The organism is Paraglaciecola sp. L3A3 (assembly GCF_009796765.1).
GTDB lineage: Bacteria > Pseudomonadota > Gammaproteobacteria > Enterobacterales > Alteromonadaceae > Paraglaciecola.
On sequence record NZ_CP047023.1, the window covers coordinates 1,643,905 to 1,665,554 of the forward strand.

14 protein-coding genes and 3 tRNA genes are annotated in these 21,650 nt (G+C 38.9%); 13 read left to right on the forward strand and 4 right to left on the reverse strand.

Translation table 11 applies throughout. The features are described 5' to 3' along the window. Positions 1-16: 16 nt before the first annotated feature. From GQR87_RS06900 to GQR87_RS06910, 3 genes are read left to right on the forward strand one after another with little or no spacing between them, the layout of a single operon-like run. Complete coding sequence (locus tag GQR87_RS06900) at positions 17-1,075, forward strand: homocysteine S-methyltransferase family protein (protein ID WP_233267412.1); 1,059 nt, start codon at positions 17-19, stop codon at positions 1,073-1,075. Between the two features lie 8 nt (positions 1,076-1,083). Beyond that, positions 1,084-3,735: a methionine synthase gene (gene metH, locus GQR87_RS06905; protein WP_233267413.1), complete on the forward strand. Its 2,652-nt coding sequence runs from the start codon at positions 1,084-1,086 to the stop codon at positions 3,733-3,735. A 12-nt stretch (positions 3,736-3,747) separates the two neighbouring features. After that, entirely contained in the window at positions 3,748-4,335 is a 588-nt protein-coding gene (locus GQR87_RS06910) for a DUF938 domain-containing protein (protein ID WP_158972905.1), read from the forward strand. 2 nt (positions 4,336-4,337) lie between these two features. Here the strand turns inward: GQR87_RS06910 and GQR87_RS06915 are convergent, their stop codons facing one another. Further along, complete coding sequence (locus GQR87_RS06915) at positions 4,338-5,477, reverse strand: GNAT family N-acetyltransferase (protein ID WP_158967832.1); 1,140 nt, start codon at positions 5,475-5,477, stop codon at positions 4,338-4,340. Between the two features lie 578 nt (positions 5,478-6,055). Between GQR87_RS06915 and alaS the strand changes: the two genes are divergently transcribed. The 9 genes from alaS to rpsO all read left to right on the forward strand — a co-directional run bounded on the left by alaS (position 6,056) and on the right by rpsO (position 13,574). Continuing rightward, a complete protein-coding gene (gene alaS, locus GQR87_RS06920) occupies positions 6,056-8,653 on the forward strand; it encodes an alanine--tRNA ligase (protein WP_158967834.1) in 2,598 nt (865 codons plus the stop codon). 142 nt (positions 8,654-8,795) lie between these two features. Then, on the forward strand, positions 8,796-9,011 hold the full coding sequence (gene csrA / locus GQR87_RS06925; RefSeq protein ID WP_158967836.1) for a carbon storage regulator CsrA: 216 nt from the start codon (positions 8,796-8,798) through the stop codon (positions 9,009-9,011). A 376-nt stretch (positions 9,012-9,387) separates the two neighbouring features. Continuing rightward, positions 9,388-9,477, forward strand: a tRNA-Ser gene (locus tag GQR87_RS06930). A gap of 29 nt (positions 9,478-9,506) precedes the next feature. After that, positions 9,507-9,583, forward strand: a tRNA-Arg gene (locus GQR87_RS06935). 47 nt (positions 9,584-9,630) lie between these two features. Continuing rightward, positions 9,631-9,707 (forward strand) — tRNA-Arg (locus GQR87_RS06940). A 263-nt stretch (positions 9,708-9,970) separates the two neighbouring features. Next, positions 9,971-10,237 (forward strand): OadG family protein, encoded by a 267-nt coding sequence (locus tag GQR87_RS06945; RefSeq protein WP_158967838.1) that lies wholly within the window; start codon positions 9,971-9,973, stop codon positions 10,235-10,237. Between the two features lie 26 nt (positions 10,238-10,263). Next, complete coding sequence (oadA, locus tag GQR87_RS06950; RefSeq protein ID WP_158967840.1) at positions 10,264-12,042, forward strand: sodium-extruding oxaloacetate decarboxylase subunit alpha; 1,779 nt, start codon at positions 10,264-10,266, stop codon at positions 12,040-12,042. A gap of 12 nt (positions 12,043-12,054) precedes the next feature. After that, on the forward strand, positions 12,055-13,185 hold the full coding sequence (locus GQR87_RS06955) for a sodium ion-translocating decarboxylase subunit beta (RefSeq protein ID WP_158967842.1): 1,131 nt from the start codon (positions 12,055-12,057) through the stop codon (positions 13,183-13,185). Positions 13,186-13,304: 119 nt separating this feature from the next. Beyond that, the gene (gene rpsO / locus GQR87_RS06960) at positions 13,305-13,574 is read left to right on the forward strand and encodes a 30S ribosomal protein S15 (protein ID WP_158967844.1); all 270 of its coding nucleotides are present in this window, start codon (positions 13,305-13,307) and stop codon (positions 13,572-13,574) included. 84 nt (positions 13,575-13,658) lie between these two features. Here the strand turns inward: rpsO and GQR87_RS06965 are convergent, their stop codons facing one another. Beyond that, the gene (locus GQR87_RS06965) at positions 13,659-15,599 is read right to left on the reverse strand and encodes a tetratricopeptide repeat-containing sulfotransferase family protein (RefSeq protein WP_158972906.1); all 1,941 of its coding nucleotides are present in this window, start codon (positions 15,597-15,599) and stop codon (positions 13,659-13,661) included. A gap of 182 nt (positions 15,600-15,781) precedes the next feature. Next, positions 15,782-18,445 carry a TonB-dependent receptor gene (locus GQR87_RS06970; RefSeq protein ID WP_158967846.1) on the reverse strand — a complete coding sequence of 888 codons (2,664 nt, stop codon included), beginning with the start codon at positions 18,443-18,445 and terminating at the stop codon, positions 15,782-15,784. Between the two features lie 263 nt (positions 18,446-18,708). On the opposite strand from GQR87_RS06970, the gene GQR87_RS06975 reads away from it, so the two are divergent. Further along, positions 18,709-20,670, forward strand: a complete 1,962-nt coding sequence (locus GQR87_RS06975; RefSeq protein ID WP_158967848.1) for a choline BCCT transporter BetT — start codon at positions 18,709-18,711, stop codon at positions 20,668-20,670. Positions 20,671-20,748: 78 nt separating this feature from the next. Here GQR87_RS06975 and GQR87_RS06980 read toward each other — a convergent pair whose 3' ends face one another. After that, positions 20,749-21,639: a GGDEF domain-containing protein gene (locus GQR87_RS06980; RefSeq protein ID WP_158967850.1), complete on the reverse strand. Its 891-nt coding sequence runs from the start codon at positions 21,637-21,639 to the stop codon at positions 20,749-20,751. Positions 21,640-21,650 lie beyond the last annotated feature (11 nt).

Sequence of the window (21,650 nt, forward strand, 5' to 3'; positions counted from 1 at the left end):
AAAAAGAGGAAAAACATTGAGTCAAGTAACGAGAGAGCAGCAATTAATTGCTGCCGCACAAAATCGAATTTTACTGCTTGATGGTGCGATGGGAACCATGATCCAAGCTCACAAATTAGAAGAGCAGGATTATCGTGGTGAACGTTTTGCTGATTGGCCTTCTGATGTTAAAGGTAATAATGATCTATTAGTATTAACTCAGCCTAAGATTATTTTTGATATCCATTGTGCCTATTTTGCAGCGGGTAGCGATATTATCGAAACTAATACATTTAATGCTACTACCATTTCGATGGCAGATTATCATATGCAAGACTTAGCCAAAGAGATAAATATTGAAGCGGCTAAATTAGCCAGAAAAGCTGCAGATAAATACACTGAACTGACTCCTGATAAACCTAGATTTGTTGCTGGAGTGTTAGGACCAACAAGCAGAACCGCTTCTATTTCTCCAGATGTTAATGATCCAGGGTTTCGAAATGTCACTTTTGATGAATTGGTTGAAGCTTATGTTGAAGCCACTCACGGGCTAATTGAAGGTGGGGTAGACTTGATTATGATTGAGACCATCTTCGACACCTTAAATGCCAAAGCATCGGCCTTTGCTATCCAAAGCGTTTTTGAAGAATTAGACATTAGTTTACCGATAATGATTTCAGGCACTATCACCGATGCTTCAGGGAGAACACTTTCCGGTCAAACTGCCGAAGCTTTTTATTATTCAATGAATCATGTTGAACCCTTCTCATTCGGTTTAAATTGCGCCTTAGGCCCAGATTTATTACGTCAATATGTAGATGAAATATCGCAAGTGTCTGAATGTTTAGTGTCAGCCCATCCTAATGCGGGATTACCTAATGAATTTGGTGAATACGATATGGAAGCAGATGAAATGGCTTCTCATATTAAAGAGTGGGCTGCATCTGGTTTACTGAATATTGTTGGGGGATGCTGTGGTAGTACACCAGAACATATTGCCGCAATAGCTGAAGCAGTCAAACCTTATGCTCCAAGAAAAATTCCTCAGCGTGACGTTAGAATGCGTTTGTCTGGTTTAGAACCTTTTGTCCTGTAGGTGATATTGTGAAACAAGAAGAAACTATTTTAGAACAAACCACACAGGCATCAGCTAACTTTATCAATGTCGGCGAACGAACCAATGTTACTGGTTCAGCTATGTTTAAACGATTGATCCTCGAGGATGATTACGAAAAAGCTTTAGATGTCGCACGTCAACAAGTTGAAAACGGTGCACAAATCATCGATATCAACATGGATGAGGCCATGTTGGATTCTGAAGCTGCAATGACTCGTTTTTTAAATTTAATTGCATCTGAGCCAGATATCTCTCGTGTACCCATCATGATTGATTCGTCGAAATGGTCTGTGATTGAAGCAGGTTTAAAGTGTGTGCAAGGTAAAGCTATCGTAAACTCAATTAGCTTGAAAGAAGGCGAAGAAAACTTCTTACATCAAGCCAAATTATTAAAACGTTATGGTGCAGCCACTGTGGTCATGGCATTTGATGAAGTGGGTCAAGCTGATACCGAAGCTCGCAAATTTGAGATATGTGAACGTAGTTACAAATTACTTACCGAAAAGATTGGCTTTCCGCCACAAGATATTATTTTTGACCCTAATATTTTTGCTGTCGCTACAGGGATTGAAGAGCATAACAACTATGCAGTAGATTTTATCAATGCTACTAGGCGTATCAGGCAAAACTTACCCCATGCGCATATTTCTGGCGGCTTATCTAATGTGTCTTTCTCTTTTCGTGGTAATAACCCCGTTAGGGAAGCGATGCACTCAGTATTTTTATTTCATGCGATTAAAGCTGGAATGGACATGGGGATTGTTAATGCTGGTCAATTGGAAGTCTATGATCAGATACCTGCAGAATTAAAAGAAGCTGTGGAAGATGTCATTCTTAATCGTCATGACCAAGCAACTGATAATTTGCTAGAGCTTGCCCCTAAGTATCAAGGTGGCGGAAAAGCTGTGGTAAAAGATAACTTAGAGTGGCGAGATCTTCCGGTTAATAAACGCCTTGAACATGCTTTAGTTCGGGGCATTATGGACTTTATCGAAGAAGATACAGAAGCAGCACGATTAGAGGCTGATAAACCGCTGCATGTCATCGAAGGGCCGTTAATGGACGGTATGAATGTAGTAGGGGACTTATTTGGTGAAGGTAAAATGTTTTTACCGCAAGTGGTCAAATCTGCTCGAGTGATGAAAAAAGCAGTTGCCTATCTCAATCCATTTATTGAATTAGAAAAAGATCAAAGTAGTAGTAATGGTAAAATTTTGCTGGCGACAGTTAAAGGTGATGTTCACGATATCGGCAAAAACATTGTGGGTGTTGTGCTGCAATGTAACAACTTTGAAATTATTGATTTAGGTGTAATGGTGCCTTGCGCCAAAATTTTACAAGTGGCTAAAGAACAAAATGTCGACATGATTGGTTTGTCTGGATTAATCACGCCGTCACTTGATGAAATGGTTTATGTTGCGAAAGAAATGCAACGATTAAATTTTGATTTACCTTTGCTAATAGGTGGAGCGACTACCTCAAAAGCGCACACGGCAGTTAAAATAGAACAAAATTATCAACACCCAGTGGTTTATGTGCCTAATGCTAGTCGCGCTGTAGGGGTCTGTCAGAAGTTAATTTCAGCTGAGAATAGAGCGATTTATGGCAAAGAACTTGAAGCAGAATACGAAAAAGTACGTTTACAACATGCTAATAAAAAACCGCGGACAAAACCTGTTACCTTAGAGAAAGCCAGAGCGAATTGCTTTGAGTTTGATTGGACTCGTTATCAACCACCTGTGCCAAATAGGTTAGGGGTGACACCTGTGAGTGTCGAACTAGAAGAATTGTTCGATTATATTGATTGGACTCCATTTTTCTTAACTTGGTCTTTGGCTGGCAGGTATCCCCGTATTTTACAAGACGAAGTGGTTGGTAAAGAAGCGCAGAGTTTATTTGACGATGCTCAAGCATTATTAAAATCTATGTGTGCAAGTGGAAAATTACAAGCCAAAGGTGTGATGGGCATCTTTCCGGCCAATCGTGTGGCTGATGATATAGAAATATTTGCAGAAACCGACTCAAAGAAAGTTACTCATATTGCTCATCATTTAAGACAACAAACAGAAAAGCCCAAAGGCGCAAACAACTGTTTGAGTGACTTTATTGCCCCTAAAGATTCTGGTGTGACTGATTATATTGGCGCTTTTGCAGTGACTGCAGGAATAGGTGAAGATGAATTAGCTCAAGAATTTATTGATAACGGTGATGATTATAATGGCATTATGGTTAAGGCACTAGCTGATAGATTAGCCGAAGCTTTTGCAGAGTATTTACACGAAAAAGTACGTAAAGAAATTTGGGGTTATGCACCCCAAGAAAACTTATCTAATGAAGAGTTAATTCGTGAAAAATATCAAGGTATTCGTCCTGCTCCTGGTTATGCTGCATGTCCTGAACATACAGAAAAACAGTTAATCTGGGATTTACTTGATGTTGAAAAACATACTAGCATGCAATTGACTGAAAGTTACGCCATGTGGCCAGGTGCTGCTGTTTCTGGGTTTTATTTCTCACATCCCGAATGTCGCTATTTTGCAGTAGCAAAGATCCAAGAAGATCAGTTGTTAGATTATGCTCAGCGTAAAGGCTGGGATAAATTAGAAGCTGAGAAATGGCTTGGCCCTAACTTACAATAAATTAAGATTATCATTTTGAATAAACCTTATAGCCAAGCTTGTGAAAACAATAAACAGCCAATTCTTACTGAATTGGCGCGTATTTTTTCGGTTAGTAAAAAAGTCCTAGAAATTGGCAGTGGTACAGGTCAACATGCAGTATATTTTGCACCTAGGTTAAATCATCTAACATGGCATACCAGTGATTTACCTAATAACCATAGCGGAATTAATTCATGGCTAACGGAGTTACCAGCAGATAACTTGCAACCACCCATTAACTTCACTATTGGTAAAGATCATTGGCCTGATTTAGCAATAGATGCGGTATTTAGTGCTAATGCCACACATATCATGCAACCTCAAAACGCCAAGTTGATGATGCAACTTATTGCTGAAAACTTACCTGCTGACGGTCTTTTCTGTCAGTACGGGCCGTTTAAGTTTGAAGGTCAATATACGAGTGAGTCCAATCAAAAATTTGATCAGTATTTAACTGAGGAAGGATACGGTGGTATACAGGATATAGCAGATTTGGAAATATGGGCAAGGCCATTAAATTTGCTTGATACCATAGCTATGCCAGCCAATAATTTTATATTGGTTTGGCAAAAGCCATAATGTTAGATCTTTTTAAAAGGTAACAATTTCTCAGCGTCAGCCTTATATTTTGCTAACAGTTTTTTTTCTTCATCAATAAATCTGCTAACGCCATCATGAAAAGCCATTTCTTTTAAAGAGTGGTTTGAGTAACAATATATAGGTTCAAAGCCCCTTAAAATTTTATGCTCACCCTGTGTGCCGGGGTTGAACTGAGAAATATTATTTTCAATGCAGAATTCAATTCCTTGATAATAACAAGCTTCAAAGTGTAAATTATCAATATCTTCCAACGTACCCCAATACCGCCCACATAATTGATTTTTATCAAACAGAAATAATGCACTAGCTATTGGTTGTTCATTTTTACTGGCGATTACCAACATTAGATTTTTAAGCATATCGGTATGTATTTGTTGGAAAAAAGCTTCAGTCAGATACCCTGTATGACCGCTACGTTTTAGGTAGGTTTGTTGGTAACATTGATAAAAAAACTGCATGTGTTCTTTTGTAAGAGCGTCGCCATATAACCTGATATGGGTAATATCTTTGGAGATAATATTGTTACGTTCTTTTTTGATGTTTTTTCTTTTGCGTGAATTGAAGTGTGACAAGTAATCATCAAAGTTTTGGTAGTTGCGATTGAACCATTGGAATTGCACAGAATGACGACTTAATTGTTTATAGTGGGTTAATTTGTCGCTTAAACTTTTTTCTAAGAACAGCCAGTGCATGGACGATAAATTTTGCTGGATTAATTCTTGTTCGATTTTTTTACATATTGAAGGCAAAATTTCATCTAGTTCTATTCCTTTAGCAAGCATTAAACGACTGCCAGTCACTGGAGTAAAAGGGATAGCCGAAACAAGTTTAGGATAATAACTAACGCCATATTGTTTATAAGTATTCGCCCAAGCAAAATCAAACACATATTCACCGTAGCTGTGTGTTTTTTGGTATAGAGGTAAAACACCTACAGCAATAGAGTTTTCATAAATAACTAAATGTCTTGGCTGCCAACCAGAATTTTGCCCAACAGAGCCAGACGTTTCTAAAGCATGTAAAAAATGGTATTGGCAAAACGGCGACACTTCTGTGGCTAAAGCATCCCATACTTGCTGACCTATCTGCTCAATCGAGGTAAAAAATTTGATATTAAACACTTATTTTTACATCCAATTATATTTTTTCATATTTTAGCTAAGTTTATTAACCTAATATGACAGAAAATAATACTAAAATCATTAAACTTACTTTGAATCGAATGTTAGCAAGACGATAACATTGTTAAAGTGAGTTACTTTCGATTATAGCTACCTTTGGAATGAATAGATAAATATGCTGCCCACATTTGCCAATTTGCCAAGTGATGAGGGCTAGCTGATAAATGTATGGGTGAATCCAGAATATTTTTTAAATTTAAAAACATAATATTTGCTCTGCAATTATTCGTCTTGTGCTGATCTAGCTATAAATTGATTGTTTTAAGTTAGCATTAAAGGTTTACAAAAAGCGATTTCCAGCAGGTTTACCTAAAGATTGGCAAGATAAATAGAAAGACTATCGAATTATCCAATATCGTAAGAGTAAATTAGCTATGCGTTTGAATAGGCTGAAAATTAAAATTCTTTAGCCTTAACAATAGTAGTGTAATCATGATATTGTTGCGCCCACAAGCAGGTGTGGTAATGGATTGCGCCATTATATTTACCCAATAATTATTGATATTTCAGGATTGTAAATGAGTATAACAACCGCCGAGATCCGGTGTGCATTTTTTGATTTTTTTGCATCAAAAGGTCACCAAAAAGTGTCTAGTTCGTCTTTGGTTCCGGGTAACGACCCAACACTGTTATTTACCAATGCAGGTATGAATCAATTTAAAGATGTGTTTTTAGGAACTGAGATTCGTAGTTATAATCGAGCCGTTTCATCACAACGCTGTGTTAGAGCGGGTGGTAAACATAATGATCTTGAAAATGTAGGCTATACCGCCAGACATCATACATTCTTTGAAATGCTGGGAAATTTCAGTTTCGGCGATTACTTCAAAACTGACGCGATTCAATTTGCCTGGGATTTTTTAACCAAAGAATTGAAACTGCCTAAAGAAAAGTTATTAGTCACTATTTACCATGAAGATGATGAAGCCTTTGATATTTGGGCAAATAAAATTGGTATTGCTGAAGATAAAATTATTCGCATTAGTACCTCTGATAACTTCTGGTCAATGGGGGATACAGGTCCATGTGGGCCTTGTTCAGAAATTTTTTATGATCATGGTGAGCATATTTGGGGAGGTCCTCCAGGTACCCCAGAAGAAGACGGCGATCGATTTATTGAGATATGGAATTTGGTTTTCATGCAGTTTAATCGTCAGAGCGACGGTACTATGCAGCCCTTGCCAAAACCTTCAATTGATACGGGGATGGGCTTAGAGCGTATTTCTGCCATCTTACAAAATGTGCATAGCAACTATGAAATTGATATCTTTCAAAATTTAATTGCTGCCACGGCTGAAGTGGTAGGAGCAACAGATCGAGAAGATAAATCATTACGAGTGATTGCTGATCACATTCGTTCTTGTAGCTTTTTGATTGCCGATGGTGTGCTGCCTTCAAATGAAGGCCGCGGCTATGTTTTGAGACGTATTATTCGTCGTGCGGTAAGGCATGGTAATAAATTAGGTGCCAGTGATGTGTTTTTCTATCGTTTAGTTGCAGCTCTAGAGAGCCAGATGGGGGAAGCCTATCCAGAATTAAAAGAAAATCGTGAGCTGATAGAAAAAGTACTAAAGACTGAAGAAGAACAATTTTCTCGAACATTAGAACGAGGAATGAATATCTTAAATGAGGCTATTTCTGAATTAGACTCTGACGTTATCCCTGGCGAGTTAGTATTTAAACTCTACGATACTTATGGTTTTCCTGCCGATTTAACTAATGATGTGGCTAGAGAAAAAAACTTAACTATAGATGAAGCGGGCTTCCAAGCATCGATGGCGGAACAACGCAAAAGAGCTCAGCAAGCTAGTCAATTCGATACAGATTATAATGACCAACTAAAGTCTAATTGTTCATCCGAATTTGTCGGTTATGATCAAGTGGCTAACAGCTCAAAAATTATTGAATTATTTCATGCAGGACAAGCTGTCGATAAGCTTGTTGATGGTAATGAAGGTATCGTTATTTTGCAGCAAAGTGCCTTTTATGCTGAATCTGGCGGACAGGTAGGCGATACCGGTGTTTTGACCACAACGAATGGTCAATTTAGAGTCAAAGATACCGTAAAACTTGGTAATGCAATTGCACATAAAGGCGTGGCTAATGGGGAATTTAAATTAGCTGATGTAGTGAAAGTTGAACTTGATATTGAGCGCCGAGAAGCGATTAAAATTAACCATAGTGCCACTCACTTGATGCATGCCGCCTTAAAACAAGTATTAGGTGAGCATGTTAATCAAAAAGGCTCTTTGGTAACGGAAGAAAGACTTAGGTTTGATTTTTCTCATTTTGAAGCCCTGACTAGTGAAGAGTTACAAAGTGTTGAAAAACTAGTTAATGGGCAAATTCGTAAAAATACCCAATTACAAACTAAATTGATGAATTTGGATGAAGCTAAGTCTGCTGGAGCAATGGCTTTATTCGGTGAAAAATACGAAGAAGATGTACGTGTAGTTTCGATGGGTGATTTTTCTATGGAACTATGTGGCGGTACACACGTCAAAAGTACTGGAGATATAGGGTTCTTTAAAATAGTTTCCGAAAGTGGTATTGCCGCAGGTATACGAAGAGTTGAAGCTGTTTCTGGTGAAAAAGCATTAGAACTAGTGCAGGCACAGGAACAACAAGTTGCTCGACTTGCTGGATTATTAAAAACTGATCCAGATGGGTTAACTACTCGTATACAGCAAATGATAGAACGTAATAAGCATACTGAAAAAGAATTAGACAAACTTAAGCAACAATTAGCCGCTAACGCTGGCGCCGATGTTTTATCTCAAGTAATTGAAATTAATGGTATCAAAGTACTGTCTACTCAATTACAGGGTGTTGAAGCTAAGTCGCTTAGAGCTATGGTTGATGACTTTAAAAATCAATTATCTAGCGCCATTATCGTACTTGGTGTCAGTGAAGAAAATAAAGTCAGTTTAATTGCTGGTGTTACAAAAGATTTAGTGTCGAAAGTCAAAGCCGGAGAACTGGTGAACTTTGTAGCGCAACAAGTTGGAGGTAAGGGTGGGGGACGACCTGATATGGCTCAAGCCGGCGGTACAGAACCATCTAAGTTAGTTCCTGCATTGGCTTCAGTTAAAGAATGGTTACAAGATAAATTGTAAAAAAAAGAATTTTTCGGTTACTTTTGTAGTGACAGCAGAAGTAGGGATAAAACCGTAAGGACATATTTCTGACTATGTTGGATATTTGTACTAACTTTAAACATGGATATGTATGTTAATTAACGGATAAAGGAGCAATAGAATGCTAATTTTAACTCGTCGTGTTGGAGAAACTCTAATGGTCGGTGATGACGTCACTGTGACAGTATTAGGGGTAAAAGGTAATCAGGTAAGAATTGGTGTTAATGCACCCAAGGAAGTATCTGTTCATCGTGAAGAAATTTATATGCGTATTCAAGCTGAGAAAAATGCCCAAACAGCTACTTCAGATCAAAATTCTGGTGAAGAAGTAGAATAGTAGGTTGTGAACTTGAAGAAAAAAGCTGACTACTGTCAGCTTTTTTTATAATTTTTTTTTGATTAGTCATTTGAGTACGGAAGTTTTTAAATAAAATTTTTGATGAAATAGTCGGTGTTTAATTGACCAAATATCACAAAAATTAAGCAGTTAACTCGAAGTTGTATAAAATCTCAGCAAACAAACAAATAGTTCGTAAATAATGTTTGACTTAGTGCTGAGTATCGGTAAACTTCGGCTCCACATTTAGGAGAGCAGGTCAACTTGCTAAAGACACTTCATTGATGAAGTTGCTGAGGTTTTGTAAGCTTGTTATGTGATTTATAGAATGATTTATTATTTCTATAAAGTTATTCTAAATGTGTGGTAGTTGAACGGAAAGGTGGGTGAGTGGCTGAAACCAGTTCCCTGCTAAGGAACCGTACGTTTATTCGTACCGAGGGTTCGAATCCCTCCCTTTCCGCCATAAATTTATATTTATGAAAATTGTATTGTGCGCGTGTAGCTCAGCTGGATAGAGTACCTGGCTACGAACCAGGTGGTCGGAGGTTCGAATCCTTCCACGCGCACCACTTTTTGTTTAGATGAATATGTATATTTATCTAAAATTTTGTTCTCTGCGCGTGTAGCTCAGCTGGATAGAGTACCTGGCTACGAACCAGGTGGTCGGAGGTTCGAATCCTTCCACGCGCACCATATTAAAAGCCTCACAATATTGTGGGGCTTTTTTGTAATTGGATCATTCAATTATATTTTTTTGAGTAATCTAATTTATTTGATGGCATCTAGTATCCCTCATTGCAAACAAGCAAAGTTAACTGGTTCAAATGGGTAAATAGCGAAATAATTGAGTTTTTTATTATTTTTTATGCTCTTTTCCTCTTGCTGATTTGTTGTGTTTTATGGGGCTGCATGGTACTTATCTTGTCACAAAATATTTATTATTGAGGTTTCGCTTTATGCCAGCAGATGTCGCACATGCTCTAGTAGAAGCTGCTAATTTATTATTAGTAGGTATGGGTGTTGTTTTTTTATTTTTGGCTATGTTGATTGGTGCCGTCAATCTAATCGCATGGCTTAATCGATTATTCCCAGAAGAATCGACAAACAATGCAGCCAATTCTCAATCTTTCAGTCAGGCTAGTTCAACCAACAGTCAGAATGTATCTCCAAAAGTTGTAGCAGCGATCACTACAGCTATTCGTCAATACAGACGTACTCACTAGTTTTAAATATTTAAGGAAGTATCCCTATGCGTAAACCTTTAGCGATTACAGACGTTGTATTGCGTGACGCTCACCAGTCTATTTTAGCCACTAGAATGCGTCTTGAAGACATGTTGCCTATTGCCAGCAAATTAGATGAAGTAGGTTATTGGTCACTTGAAACATGGGGCGGCGCAACATTTGACGCTTGTATCCGATATCTAGGTGAAGATCCTTGGGATAGAATCAGGCAGCTTAAAAAGGCTATGCCAAAAACTAAACAACAAATGTTGTTACGTGGTCAAAACCTTTTAGGTTATAGACATTACGCAGATGACGTAGTTGAAAAATTTGTTGAGCGTGCTCACACAAATGGTGTCGACGTTTTTAGAATTTTTGACGCCATGAATGATTTGCGTAACTTGCAAACAGCCGTGAAAGCCGCGATTAAACAAGGTGCACATGCGCAAGGTACTATGTCTTATACGGTTTCTCCTGTGCATAATTTGCAGACATGGCTAGATATGGCCAATCGATTGCAAGATATGGGTGTACATTCTATCTGTATTAAAGATATGGCAGGGTTACTTAAACCTTACGTTTGTGAGGAGATGGTTTCTCGTTTAAAAGAAACAATTGAAGTACCTATTGCTATGCATTGTCATGCGACGACTGGATTGAGCACTGCGACTTACCAAAAAGCCATTGATGCCGGTATTGATATTTTAGATACCTCTATTTCTTCGATGAGTATGACCTACGGTCACAGTGCCACAGAAACGATAGTCTCTATTGTTGAAGGTACAGAGAGAGATACGGGACTTGAGTTACCAAAATTAGCTGAAATTGCCACTTATTTCCGTGACGTACGTAAAAAGTATGCACAATTTGAAGGTAGCCTTAAGGGTGTCGATGCCCGAATCTTAATTGCTCAAGTACCGGGTGGTATGTTGACTAATATGGAAAGCCAGCTCAAAGAACAAGGGGCTGGTGATAAGATGGATGAAGTGCTAAAAGAAATTCCTAGAGTACGTGAAGATCTTGGTTTTATTCCGTTAGTTACTCCAACCTCACAAATTGTAGGTACTCAGTCTGTAATTAACGTCATAACAGGTGAACGTTATAAGAGCATCAGTAAAGAAACTGCAGGTGTGCTTAAAGGTGAATACGGTGCAACGGCAGCGCCTGTTAATGCAGAACTGCAAAAACGTGTTCTGGATGGTGCTGAAGCGATTACATGTCGTCCTGCTGACTTGATTGATGATGAATTAGAATCATTAACGACTGAATTAACCGAACTTGCCAAAGAAGATTCTTTCGAAATTTCAGAAAACGTGGTTGATGATGTCTTAACTTATGCTCTGTTTCCACAAATTGGGCTTAAGTTTCTTAAAAATAGAAATAATCCCGAAGAATTTGAACCTGCTCCGACAGAACAGGCTGTAGTTGCCAGTCAAAATACTTCAGAGCACGCTAAAACATCAACTGCTGCAGCTTATTCAGTAAGAGTGGATGGCCAAGTGTTCGATGTCGAAGTTGCTGAAAGTGGTGCACTTACTAGTGTGCAACCTGCCGCAACTTCGAAAGCACCTGTTGCGAAAGCGAGTACTGGTGGACAGGTATTAAGCTCTCCTTTAGCGGGTAATATATTTAAAGTGTTAGTGAAAGAAGGTGATACTGTTAATTCTGGTGATGTGATTATCATTATGGAAGCCATGAAAATGGAAACAGAAGTTAGGGCGCCTGCATCTGGTGTGATATCTAGTATTCAAACTAAAGAAGGGGACTCAGTGCAAACTGGGCAATCTCTACTAACAATAGGTTAAGGTTATTAGGTAATGGAAAAGTTAGAAATTTTGTGGCAAAGCACTGCTCTGGCCCATTTTGAGCTAGGGCAAGTGATAATGATGTCAGTAGGGGCTTTGTTACTGTTCTTAGCCATAGTTAAGAAATTTGAACCCCTGCTTTTGTTACCTATTGGTTTTGGTGCGATCTTAACGAACATACCCTTAGCTGGTTTCAGTGAAGCGGGTGGATTACTTTATTATATCTATCATATCGGTATAGATACTGGGGTTTTCCCTTTGCTTATCTTTATGGGCGTGGGGGCAATGACTGATTTTAGTGCGCTTATCGCTAACCCTAGAATGTTGCTATTAGGTGCAGCTGCACAAGCGGGGATATTTGCTACTTTATTTGGGGCTATTGCTCTAAACCTAGTGCCTGGTTTTGAATTTACTTTAAAAGATGCCGCTGCTATTGCCATTATTGGTGGGGCTGATGGTCCTACGGCTATTTTCTTAGCCTCAAAGTTAGCGCCTGATTTATTGGGAGCGATTGCTGTTGCGGCATACTCTTATATGGCATTAGTGCCGCTTATTCAACCGCCAATCATGCGTTTATTGACCAGTGAAGAAGACAGAAAAATCGAGATGCCTCAGTTAAGAGTAGTATCAAAACGTGAAAAAATTATCTTTCCGTTAGCCGTGCTATTACTGACTATTTTATTTTTGCCATCAGCCACGCCATTAGTCGGTATGTTTTGTTTAGGTAACTTGATGAAAGAATCCGGTGTAGTTGATAGATTAAGTAATAGTGCTCAAAACGAATTAATTAACGTAGTGACTATATTTTTAGGATTAGCTGTAGGTTCAAAATTATCGGCAGAAAAGTTCCTTACAGTCGAAACGTTAGGAATTTTAGCATTAGGCGCCATTGCGTTTTCAATAGGAACCGCAGCAGGTATCTTAATGGCTAAGTTAATGAGTAAGTTTAGTAAGCAACCAATTAACCCACTTATAGGTGCAGCTGGTGTGTCTGCGGTTCCAATGGCTGCTAGGGTAGTGAATAAAGTGGGATTAGAATCTAATCACCATAACTTTTTGTTAATGCATGCTATGGGACCTAATGTAGCTGGAGTGTTAGGTTCAGCTGTTGCTGCCGGTATATTACTTGCCTTAGTTGGATAATATATAGCGACTAGTGCTTGCTATTGTTTAGCTCGTCGCTATAATACGCGCTCTTTTTGACTTGCTGAATTAGTGATCGGCAAGTTTGTGTTTAACCTCTTATTTTATTGGAGACATATATGTCACTAAGTACACAAGAAACAGCAGCAATTTTAGCTGAATATGGCGTTAAAGAAGGAGACACTGGTTCTCCTGAAGTTCAAGTTGCATTGTTGACAAGCAACATCAATAAGTTACAAGGTCACTTTGCAGATCATAAGAAAGATCACCACTCACGTCGTGGACTTCTTCGCATGGTTAGCCAACGTCGTAAGTTACTTGATTACCTTAAAGGTAAAAATGTTGAGCGTTATCAAGACTTGATCAAACGTTTAGGTTTACGTCGTTAATCGATGTTTTCCGAAAAAAGACGCTTAGGCGTCTTTTTTTATGTCTGAAACTCGGTATTAAATTACTCTACAAAACTTTGCATCTTAGCTAGGATCAAACACCTTAGTTAACGGGGTTAGAAATGACTCAAAGTTTTTCCATTGTTCTCTGGCATTAGCATTAATGGGTTGACGAACTTGTTCTGAACTAGGTGTTTTGATGGCGCGTTTAGTTTTATAAAACTGCAAGCAGCTTGTTTCAAAAGGTAGCTGACAAAAATCCAATAAACGCCTGACTTGTGTTTCTAGGTCTTCAATCACATCTTCATGTTGGACTCGTAATACAAAACCTGGCAATACGCTGTCCCAGTGGTCCATTAGACTTTGATAAGACTGGTAGTAGTGGGCTAGGTTGTCTAAGTTATAAGAAAACTCCTGTCCCTCAGCGAAGAGTTGTTTGTAGCCACTAAAACAACAGGCAATAGGTTCTCGTCTGGCATCTATAATTTTGGCGTTAGGTAAAATAGCTTTAATCAAACCTATATGCATAAAGTTGTTTGGCATTTTGTCTATGAAAAATGGCGCGCCTTGGCGATAGGTTTGCGTTTCTTCAATAAATTGTTTGCCGAAACGAGCAAAGTAGTCATGGTCTATATCATTAACTACCTTAGGGTAACCGCTTTTGTTACTGCTTAACCTAGCAGCTAGGCCTAAGATATTATGTAATTCCATAGTGCCGTCTACCATAGAGTGAGAGGCAAGTATTTGTTCTAAAAGTGTTGAGCCGGCTCTGGGTAAACCAACAATAAAAATAGGTGCCGGATCGGGATTCCCTAAATTTTCATGCGTACTAAAAAAATTCAGGTTGAATACTGACTTTTGCGCAGAAATTTGTTCGCTAAGTTTACCTTGAGAGTAATGAATGCGCTGGTTTTTAGCGCTATTCCCATATTGATAAAAACTAAACGCTTTTTCAAATTGTTTGTTATCTTCATAGGTTTTTGCCAACGCAAATTGTATGTGAACTTTGTCATCATGGTCGAGCTCAATCTTACTTAATTGATCTTGCATTAGTTCAAGTTCTTGCTCTGAAAATTGATAGGTTTTAGTGTTGGCTAAACTCCAATATGCATCGCCAAAGCTAGGCCGAATTTTGTAGGCTTGTTGATAAGCTGCTATTGCTTGTTTGATATCGCCGTTAGCTTTATATGCATGGCCGAGTAGTAATTGAATACCAGGCAAATCGTTTCGAGCATTGAGGATATATTGATAAATTTTAATAGCGTCTTCTATTTCACCAATCCCCACCATGGCACTGGCTTTAGCTGCTAAGAATGGATGGCTGTCAGCATGTTTACCTAATAGAATTTCAGCCTGTTGTTTGGCCTGACTAAACTTTCCTAACTTAGATAGTAAATTTACAAATTCAGCTCTGGCGGTGGTAAATGTTGGATGAATTTCAACACAACTTTCTAATAAAAACTCGGCTTCATGGTAGAGCTTGAGCTGGATACCTATTTCTGCCAGCAGCAGCATGGCTTCTGCGTGATGTTTATGACTTTGCAAAAAGCGTCGGCAAACCGTATCTGCTAGTGCTAATTTTCCTTCATACATTAAGTCTCGCGCACCACGAATTTCGTTAGGCAAACTCGATAAGTATTGGACTTGTTTAATGGCATTATTTTGCCCTGCTGTTTGTCCTACTTCCGTAAATAAATGAATCAGCTGTTGCCAGCTAGACAACAACGCAGGGTTTAACTTACTTGCTTTAACAAAAGCTTTGGTTGCGTTAATTTTATCTTCTACTTGCAAATATAAATATGCTCGTTCTTGGTGGGCTCGCGCATTTTCTGGTGCTAAAGGTATTAATTTATCAACAGTTTTACTCGCTTCTGATATTGCCCCTTTTACGCGTTGTGCGACTGCCAGCATATACAGTATTTCTATTTGTTGTTCGTCGTTTATTAAACTTTCTAAGGCTTGCTGGCAAAGGGAGATAGCTTTATCTGTATTACCAGATTGCAGTGCATATTTTATATCTTTCATTTTGATATCTTGTTCTTTAACGGTATTTTGCAACAGTTATCTCCCAGTGAGCGGTTTTCTAGTTAAAGCAGAGCCTAGCTCTGAGTTATTTTTATTGGAACAAAAAAGAAAGGCAAGCGTTTAGCTTGCCTTCTTAATACTACTTATTTATCAAGGATGATTTAAGCAGTTTGTTGCTTATCTCAATAGAAATCGTAAGATAATCTCAAGCCCATTGTACGAGGACGGTTAGTCACAACCTTTGGTGTAAACTGCTGTGTATCAATATACAACACCGCACTTTCGTCAGTAAGGTTATCTATATATAGCTCGGCTTTCCAATCGTCTTTGGTGATCCCAACAGAGACATTAGCAATTGCATAGCTTTCTTGAATGTAACGCCCACCTTGAAATACATCGCCATTCGAGTCTGTGAATGAGGTGCCGTCATAAGTAGCTGCTTCATTTTGGATAGGCAAGCCAGAGCCAGTACCATAGATTAATTGAGTCGCGTCTTCGGTGACGTAGGCGTCCATGGCCATTCCGGCTAAACGATCACCCGTGTAGCTAATAGAACCATTTACATAACCTTCATAACCGTCGTCAAGTTCGAAGTAATATCTAGCTCGCAGGTTACCAGAGAATTCAGCTGAGTATGGCAATTGTGCGCCAACGCCCGGTGCTATTCCCGCTAGTTCATCGTTGACACGAGTTAGTTCTGTATCTAGTAAACTAAAGGCCGCGTTGATCACTAAGTTATCTGTTGCTAACCAAGTAATATCTGCATCTAATCCTTTAATTTCGGCATCACCGACATTATCAGTAAATACTAAAAAGCTGATGTTGGTTGGGTCATAACGAGATGTTTGTAGGTCGGTAATTTCAGAATAAAAAGCCGTGGCATTTATTCTTAAAATACCATCTAAAAAGTCACCTTTCATGCCTAATTCAAAATTATCTAAGCTATCGGTAGTTGAATAAACCGGGATTCTGAATCCGTTAAATGCACCACTTTGATTACTCGCAAGATCACCACCTTGGCGGTTGGTAACCGGAGGTCTAAATCCTTCTGAGTAAGTGGTAAATAACAAAATATCGTCATTCAGTTTGTAATCTAACGAGGCTTTGAAGATAGTATCATCAACTGTTAATGTGCCGCTATCGTCTAATAAGCTTACGTCCAACTGGCCACTTTCAATAGCAGCTTGAAGCACCCCAGGGGCATCACCACTAGTTGCTAAGTCTAATTCTGCAGGATCTTGACTACCAAAAGCGCGGATCCTGCGGCTAACATCGGTACTGGTTGTTGAACCTTTAAAGGTGTCATCAATTTGATACCAACGAGCACCAAAAGTCGCGGTTAATTTGTCGGTAATATCGTATTCGACCTGACCAAATACTGCAATTTGTTCGATTGTGTGGGTCACATCATTGACAAAACTGATGCCTGGCTCGAATGGTCCACCGTCAGAGTTAATGCCTTCAGAGCCAGGTAGAAATTTACCTAAATCATTAAAAGCACTTAATTCTGTATTGGCAATATTGAATTGGCCAACTGTTTCAAGGTCTTGGTCATCATAGAAAATACCGGCAGTTAAACGCCATACATTGTCAGCATCGGTATTAAATCTAAGTTCGTGAGTTATACGAGACGTGTCTGTTTGCTCTTTGTAGTATTTGGTGGGATCTAGGCAGGCTTCATCTTCTGGCGCAACGTTGCCATCATTAAAACTACCATAGCTACATACGTAGTAGGCTGAGAACAAACCGCCATTGGTATAACCTGTATAATCAATCGTCGAGCTGATTTCACGATTTAGATAACCACCAGTGTAAACGACTTCAAGTTTGTCTAAACGGCCTTCTAGAGTCCAAGTGGTGAGTCCGAACTCATCATCATTGTCTTCAGGAATAAAACGGTTAACCGAGGTTTCACCTTCAAGGTTAGGATCGTAGGAAAATACACCTTCTGTCTCTAACGATTGGGCAGTGTGTTGTAGCAAAAACGACCAGTCGTTATTGATCAAATACGATAAACCAAATCTAACTCCAGCGTAAACTGCATCGTTAGTATCATCTTCAACTAAACGGCCATTGGTTGGTGATTCGACAGGTGTATTTTCTGGGTCGCTGAGTACGCCCCCAGATATTCTGTCAATCACAACTGCGCTACCTATGTAGCCACCTTCGCCAGGTTTATTGAGAATGTTATCGATCCAACCACCTTGCTTGTCATTGTAGGCTACTACGCGTAATGCTAGGCTATCGGTTGGGGTTATGTTGAAATAGGTTTCAACGGCATTACTCATTTCGCCGCCTTTAGTTGTACCTATATTCACATCCATGCCAGCTGAAAACCCTGAGTGATCAGGTTTTTTGCTGATCATTCGCACCGTACCAGACTGCGAGCTTGCACCGAATAATGTGCCTTGTGGGCCAGGTAATACCTCTACTCGTTCCATGTCGGCGGCGTAAACATCTAAGTTTCGGCCTTGCATAGAAACGGGTTGCTCGTCTAAGTAGAAGGCAACAGAGGGCTGTAAAGCTTGAACCGAGGACACAGATATGTTGGTTTGAGTGGTAGCGGCACCACGAATGTAAATTTCATTTTGGCCAGGGCCAGTGCCTTGGAATACAACGTTTGGTAGAAATTCTACATAGTCACTGAAACTTTCAACGCCCAGATTTTCAAGGGCTTGGCCATTTAATGCAGAAACTGATACAGGTACATCTTGTATCGACTCGCTTCTTTTAGTTGCTGTGACTTCTATAGTTTCGATTTGTGCTTTGGCTGGTTTAGTTTGTGCTATAGCAGGTGTGAATGCTAAGGCTGTGACTATGGCACAGCTAATTTTAGTTTTCTTCATATGATGAGAGCCTTTTGGGCGTCTGCATGCAATGCCGAGGGGAGACGTTTTTAAATAGCCCCAATGCGTACAGTTTTAAATTCAGTACAATTATTGTTTGGCGTTAATAGTATAGCCGAATAAGCTATTGATTTCTTAACTTATTCCTTTTAGATGCGAAATTCTATACTTTAGTAGTGTGCTGTTTTCTGTCTGTATCAAAAATTTACATTTTGGGTTATATTATCTTTAAATACGCCCCTAAGTAGATTAGCTCTGTCTTTATGAATCGTTTTGACCAACATCTAAATCGCCCTGTTTTTTACCTTTCTTCTCTCATTATTTTATTGCTTGTTTCATTCGCTTTAGTTACACCTGATGTTGCTGATGTATTTTTTACTGACTTACAAAAAGCCATTATTGATAATGGCAGTTGGTTTTACGTGATTTCGGTAGCCGTTATTCTAACAACAATATTGTATGTAGGATTTTCAAAGTTTGGTGAGATCCGCTTAGGACCAGACCACTGTAAACCTGAGTTTTCATTACCTACTTGGTTATCAATGCTATTTGCCGCTGGCATGGGAATAGGCCTGATGTTTTTTGGGGTGGCAGAGCCTGTGATGCATTTTTTGTCACCACCCACTGCAACACCAGGTACAACTGAAGCCGTAAGAGAAGCAATGAAAATGACCTTTTTCCATTGGGGGTTACATGCTTGGGCTATATATGCAATTGTTGGGTTAGTTTTAGCTTACTTTAGTTTTCGATTAGATTTACCACTTACCTTGCGCTCAGCTTTGTATCCCATTATTGGCGATAGAATTTACGGTTGGCCTGGTCATGTTGTCGATATCTTTGCGGTTGTTAGTACTATTTTTGGTATTGCTACGTCTTTAGGTTTAGGCGCTGCACAAATAAACTCTGGTCTTAATTATTTGTTTGAGTTTGATGAATCTATAACCGTTCAGATTTATTTAATGGTTGGTATTATTGCTATTGCCATTGTTTCAGTGGCTACTGGGCTTGACAAAGGTATACGCAGATTGTCAGAGCTAAATATGATTTTAGCTATCGCCTTGTTGTTATTTATTCTCATTTTAGGGCCCACGGTATTTCTATTAACCGCTTATGTGCAAAATACTGGCGCATACTTGTCAGACATTGTACGTAACACGTTTAACTTGTTTGCCTATGATAAAACCGATTGGATTGGTGGTTGGACTATTTTTTATTGGGGATGGTGGATAGCTTGGGCTCCTTTTGTTGGGCTATTTATCGCCCGTATTTCACGTGGGCGAACTATTAGAGAGTTTGTTATTGGGGTGTTGGTATTACCTACCGCTTTTACTCTATTCTGGATGACGGTTTTTGGTAATTCTGCTATTGATCTTATTTATACTCAAGGAGTTGATAAACTTGGTGAGATGGTAAGCAGTAACGCTCCAGTCGCGTTATTTGTGTTTTTAGAGAACTTTCCTTTTCAGCAATTACTTAACGGTATTGCCACCTTAATGGTTGTAGTGTTCTTTGTGACCTCGTGTGACTCAGGTGCTATGGTGGTGGACATGTTGTGTTCTCATGGTAAAAATAACACTCCAGTATGGCAACGAATTTATTGGGCTGTGGCAGTTGGCTTGGTATCCGCAATATTATTAACGGCAGGTGGCTTAAATGCACTGCAGACCATGACTATTGCATCTGCATTGCCATTCGCCATCATTCTATTATTGGCAATGGTAGGACTCATCAAAGCTTTAAGAGTCGAGACTCATAAAAAAGCTAGTTTAGCTATGAGCTTAATGCCATATCCAACTGATGCGGATGGCGGCTGGAAGGAAAGATTGTCGACTATTATTAGATTTCCTAATGGAAGCACAGTGCAAAAATTTCTTGATACTACAGTGCATCAGGCAATGGAGAATGTAAAAGCTGAATTGGCCAACAATCAAGTGGATTCAGAAATTATTAGTTCTGCCAGAAAGGTAAGCTTATGTGTACAACACGGCACTGAACATTCGTTTATTTTTGCTGTAAAGTGCGTTAAATATCAGCAACCAAGCTTTTCTCCAGACAATGAAGAATCAGCAGGTGATAGTGATGAACATAGTTATTATCGAGCTGAGGTGCATTTAGCTGAGGGTGGCCAAGATTACGACATCATGGGGTGGTCAAAGCAAGCTGTGATTAATGACATTATTGACCAATACCAGAAACACCAACATTTTTTACATCTATTACGTTAATTAAAAAGAATGAGATTATTGCTATCAATAGTATCGGCAAAATTTTGCCGGTACTAGTTTACCGCTGCAAAACCTTACCTAGGCAGCTTTAATACAGTTTTTACCAGTATTTTTGGCTTGATATAAAGCTTCATCTGCTCTGGAAAATATGGTGATTTGATTATCATTTTTTTGAAAAGTGGCTGCGCCGATACTACAAGAAATATTATGAGCTTTTAATAGAGGCTCTACTTCAATTGCTACACGAATCCGTTCAGCTATCAGGCTATTGGTTTGACTATCAGCTTCTGGCAACAAACAACAAAACTCATCACCACCAAAGCGAAAGGCAAAATCAGAATCCCGAAGGTGGTGAAGAATAGTTTTAGCGCAAGCGACTAGCACCTTGTCACCGATTTGATGACCGTGTGTATCATTCACTTGTTTAAAATTGTCCATATCAAGCATCAGTAAACCAAAAGAGTGATTATATCTTTTTGATTGGCTGACAATACGTACTATAGATTCTTCGTAACTTGCTCTATTACCTAAAGATGTTAAAAAATCTTTCATTGCAAACTGTTTTATTTTTTGATGAGTCAAGGCATTTTTAAAAGGAAATGAAAAATGAATATGCATTTGTTGTAACGATTGCCAACCTTTTAGCGACATAGGCTCAGCAAAGCTATATTTTATCGAGGCTAGGATGGAATTAGAATTCATACAATTCAGTGTTTTTGAGTAGTCATTATTAAGTTCTATACCCAGTTCAATCAAATTATTCTGATACTGGATTTTTAACCCAGACAGTTGTAGGGTAGATTTTAATTGCTGATAAAAGAGATCAGCTAGTTCTGTTATATCTATAGTGGTCAGTAATTTTTGGATGAATTGATTGAGCTCCAATTGGCTTAAGCCTTGATTAGATTGCTCATGGGTGAAGAAGCTATTATTTATGGTTTCTTGATAAAACTGATTAAGCTGTTCCACTTTATTCTCCT

Bases quoted from the DNA above. Each gene is read 5' to 3' on its own strand.
- alaS (WP_158967834.1), top strand. From the start codon at position 6,056: ATGAGTATAACAACCGCCGAGATCCGGTGTGCATTTTTTGATTTTTTT.
- csrA (WP_158967836.1), top strand. From the start codon at position 8,796: ATGCTAATTTTAACTCGTCGTGTTGGAGAAACTCTAATGGTCGGTGAT.
- GQR87_RS06945 (WP_158967838.1), top strand. From the start codon at position 9,971: ATGCCAGCAGATGTCGCACATGCTCTAGTAGAAGCTGCTAATTTATTA.
- oadA (WP_158967840.1), top strand. From the start codon at position 10,264: ATGCGTAAACCTTTAGCGATTACAGACGTTGTATTGCGTGACGCTCAC.
- GQR87_RS06955 (WP_158967842.1), top strand. From the start codon at position 12,055: ATGGAAAAGTTAGAAATTTTGTGGCAAAGCACTGCTCTGGCCCATTTT.
- rpsO (WP_158967844.1), top strand. From the start codon at position 13,305: ATGTCACTAAGTACACAAGAAACAGCAGCAATTTTAGCTGAATATGGC.
- GQR87_RS06965 (WP_158972906.1), bottom strand. From the start codon at position 15,599: ATGAAAGATATAAAATATGCACTGCAATCTGGTAATACAGATAAAGCT.
- GQR87_RS06970 (WP_158967846.1), bottom strand. From the start codon at position 18,445: ATGAAGAAAACTAAAATTAGCTGTGCCATAGTCACAGCCTTAGCATTC.
- GQR87_RS06975 (WP_158967848.1), top strand. From the start codon at position 18,709: ATGAATCGTTTTGACCAACATCTAAATCGCCCTGTTTTTTACCTTTCT.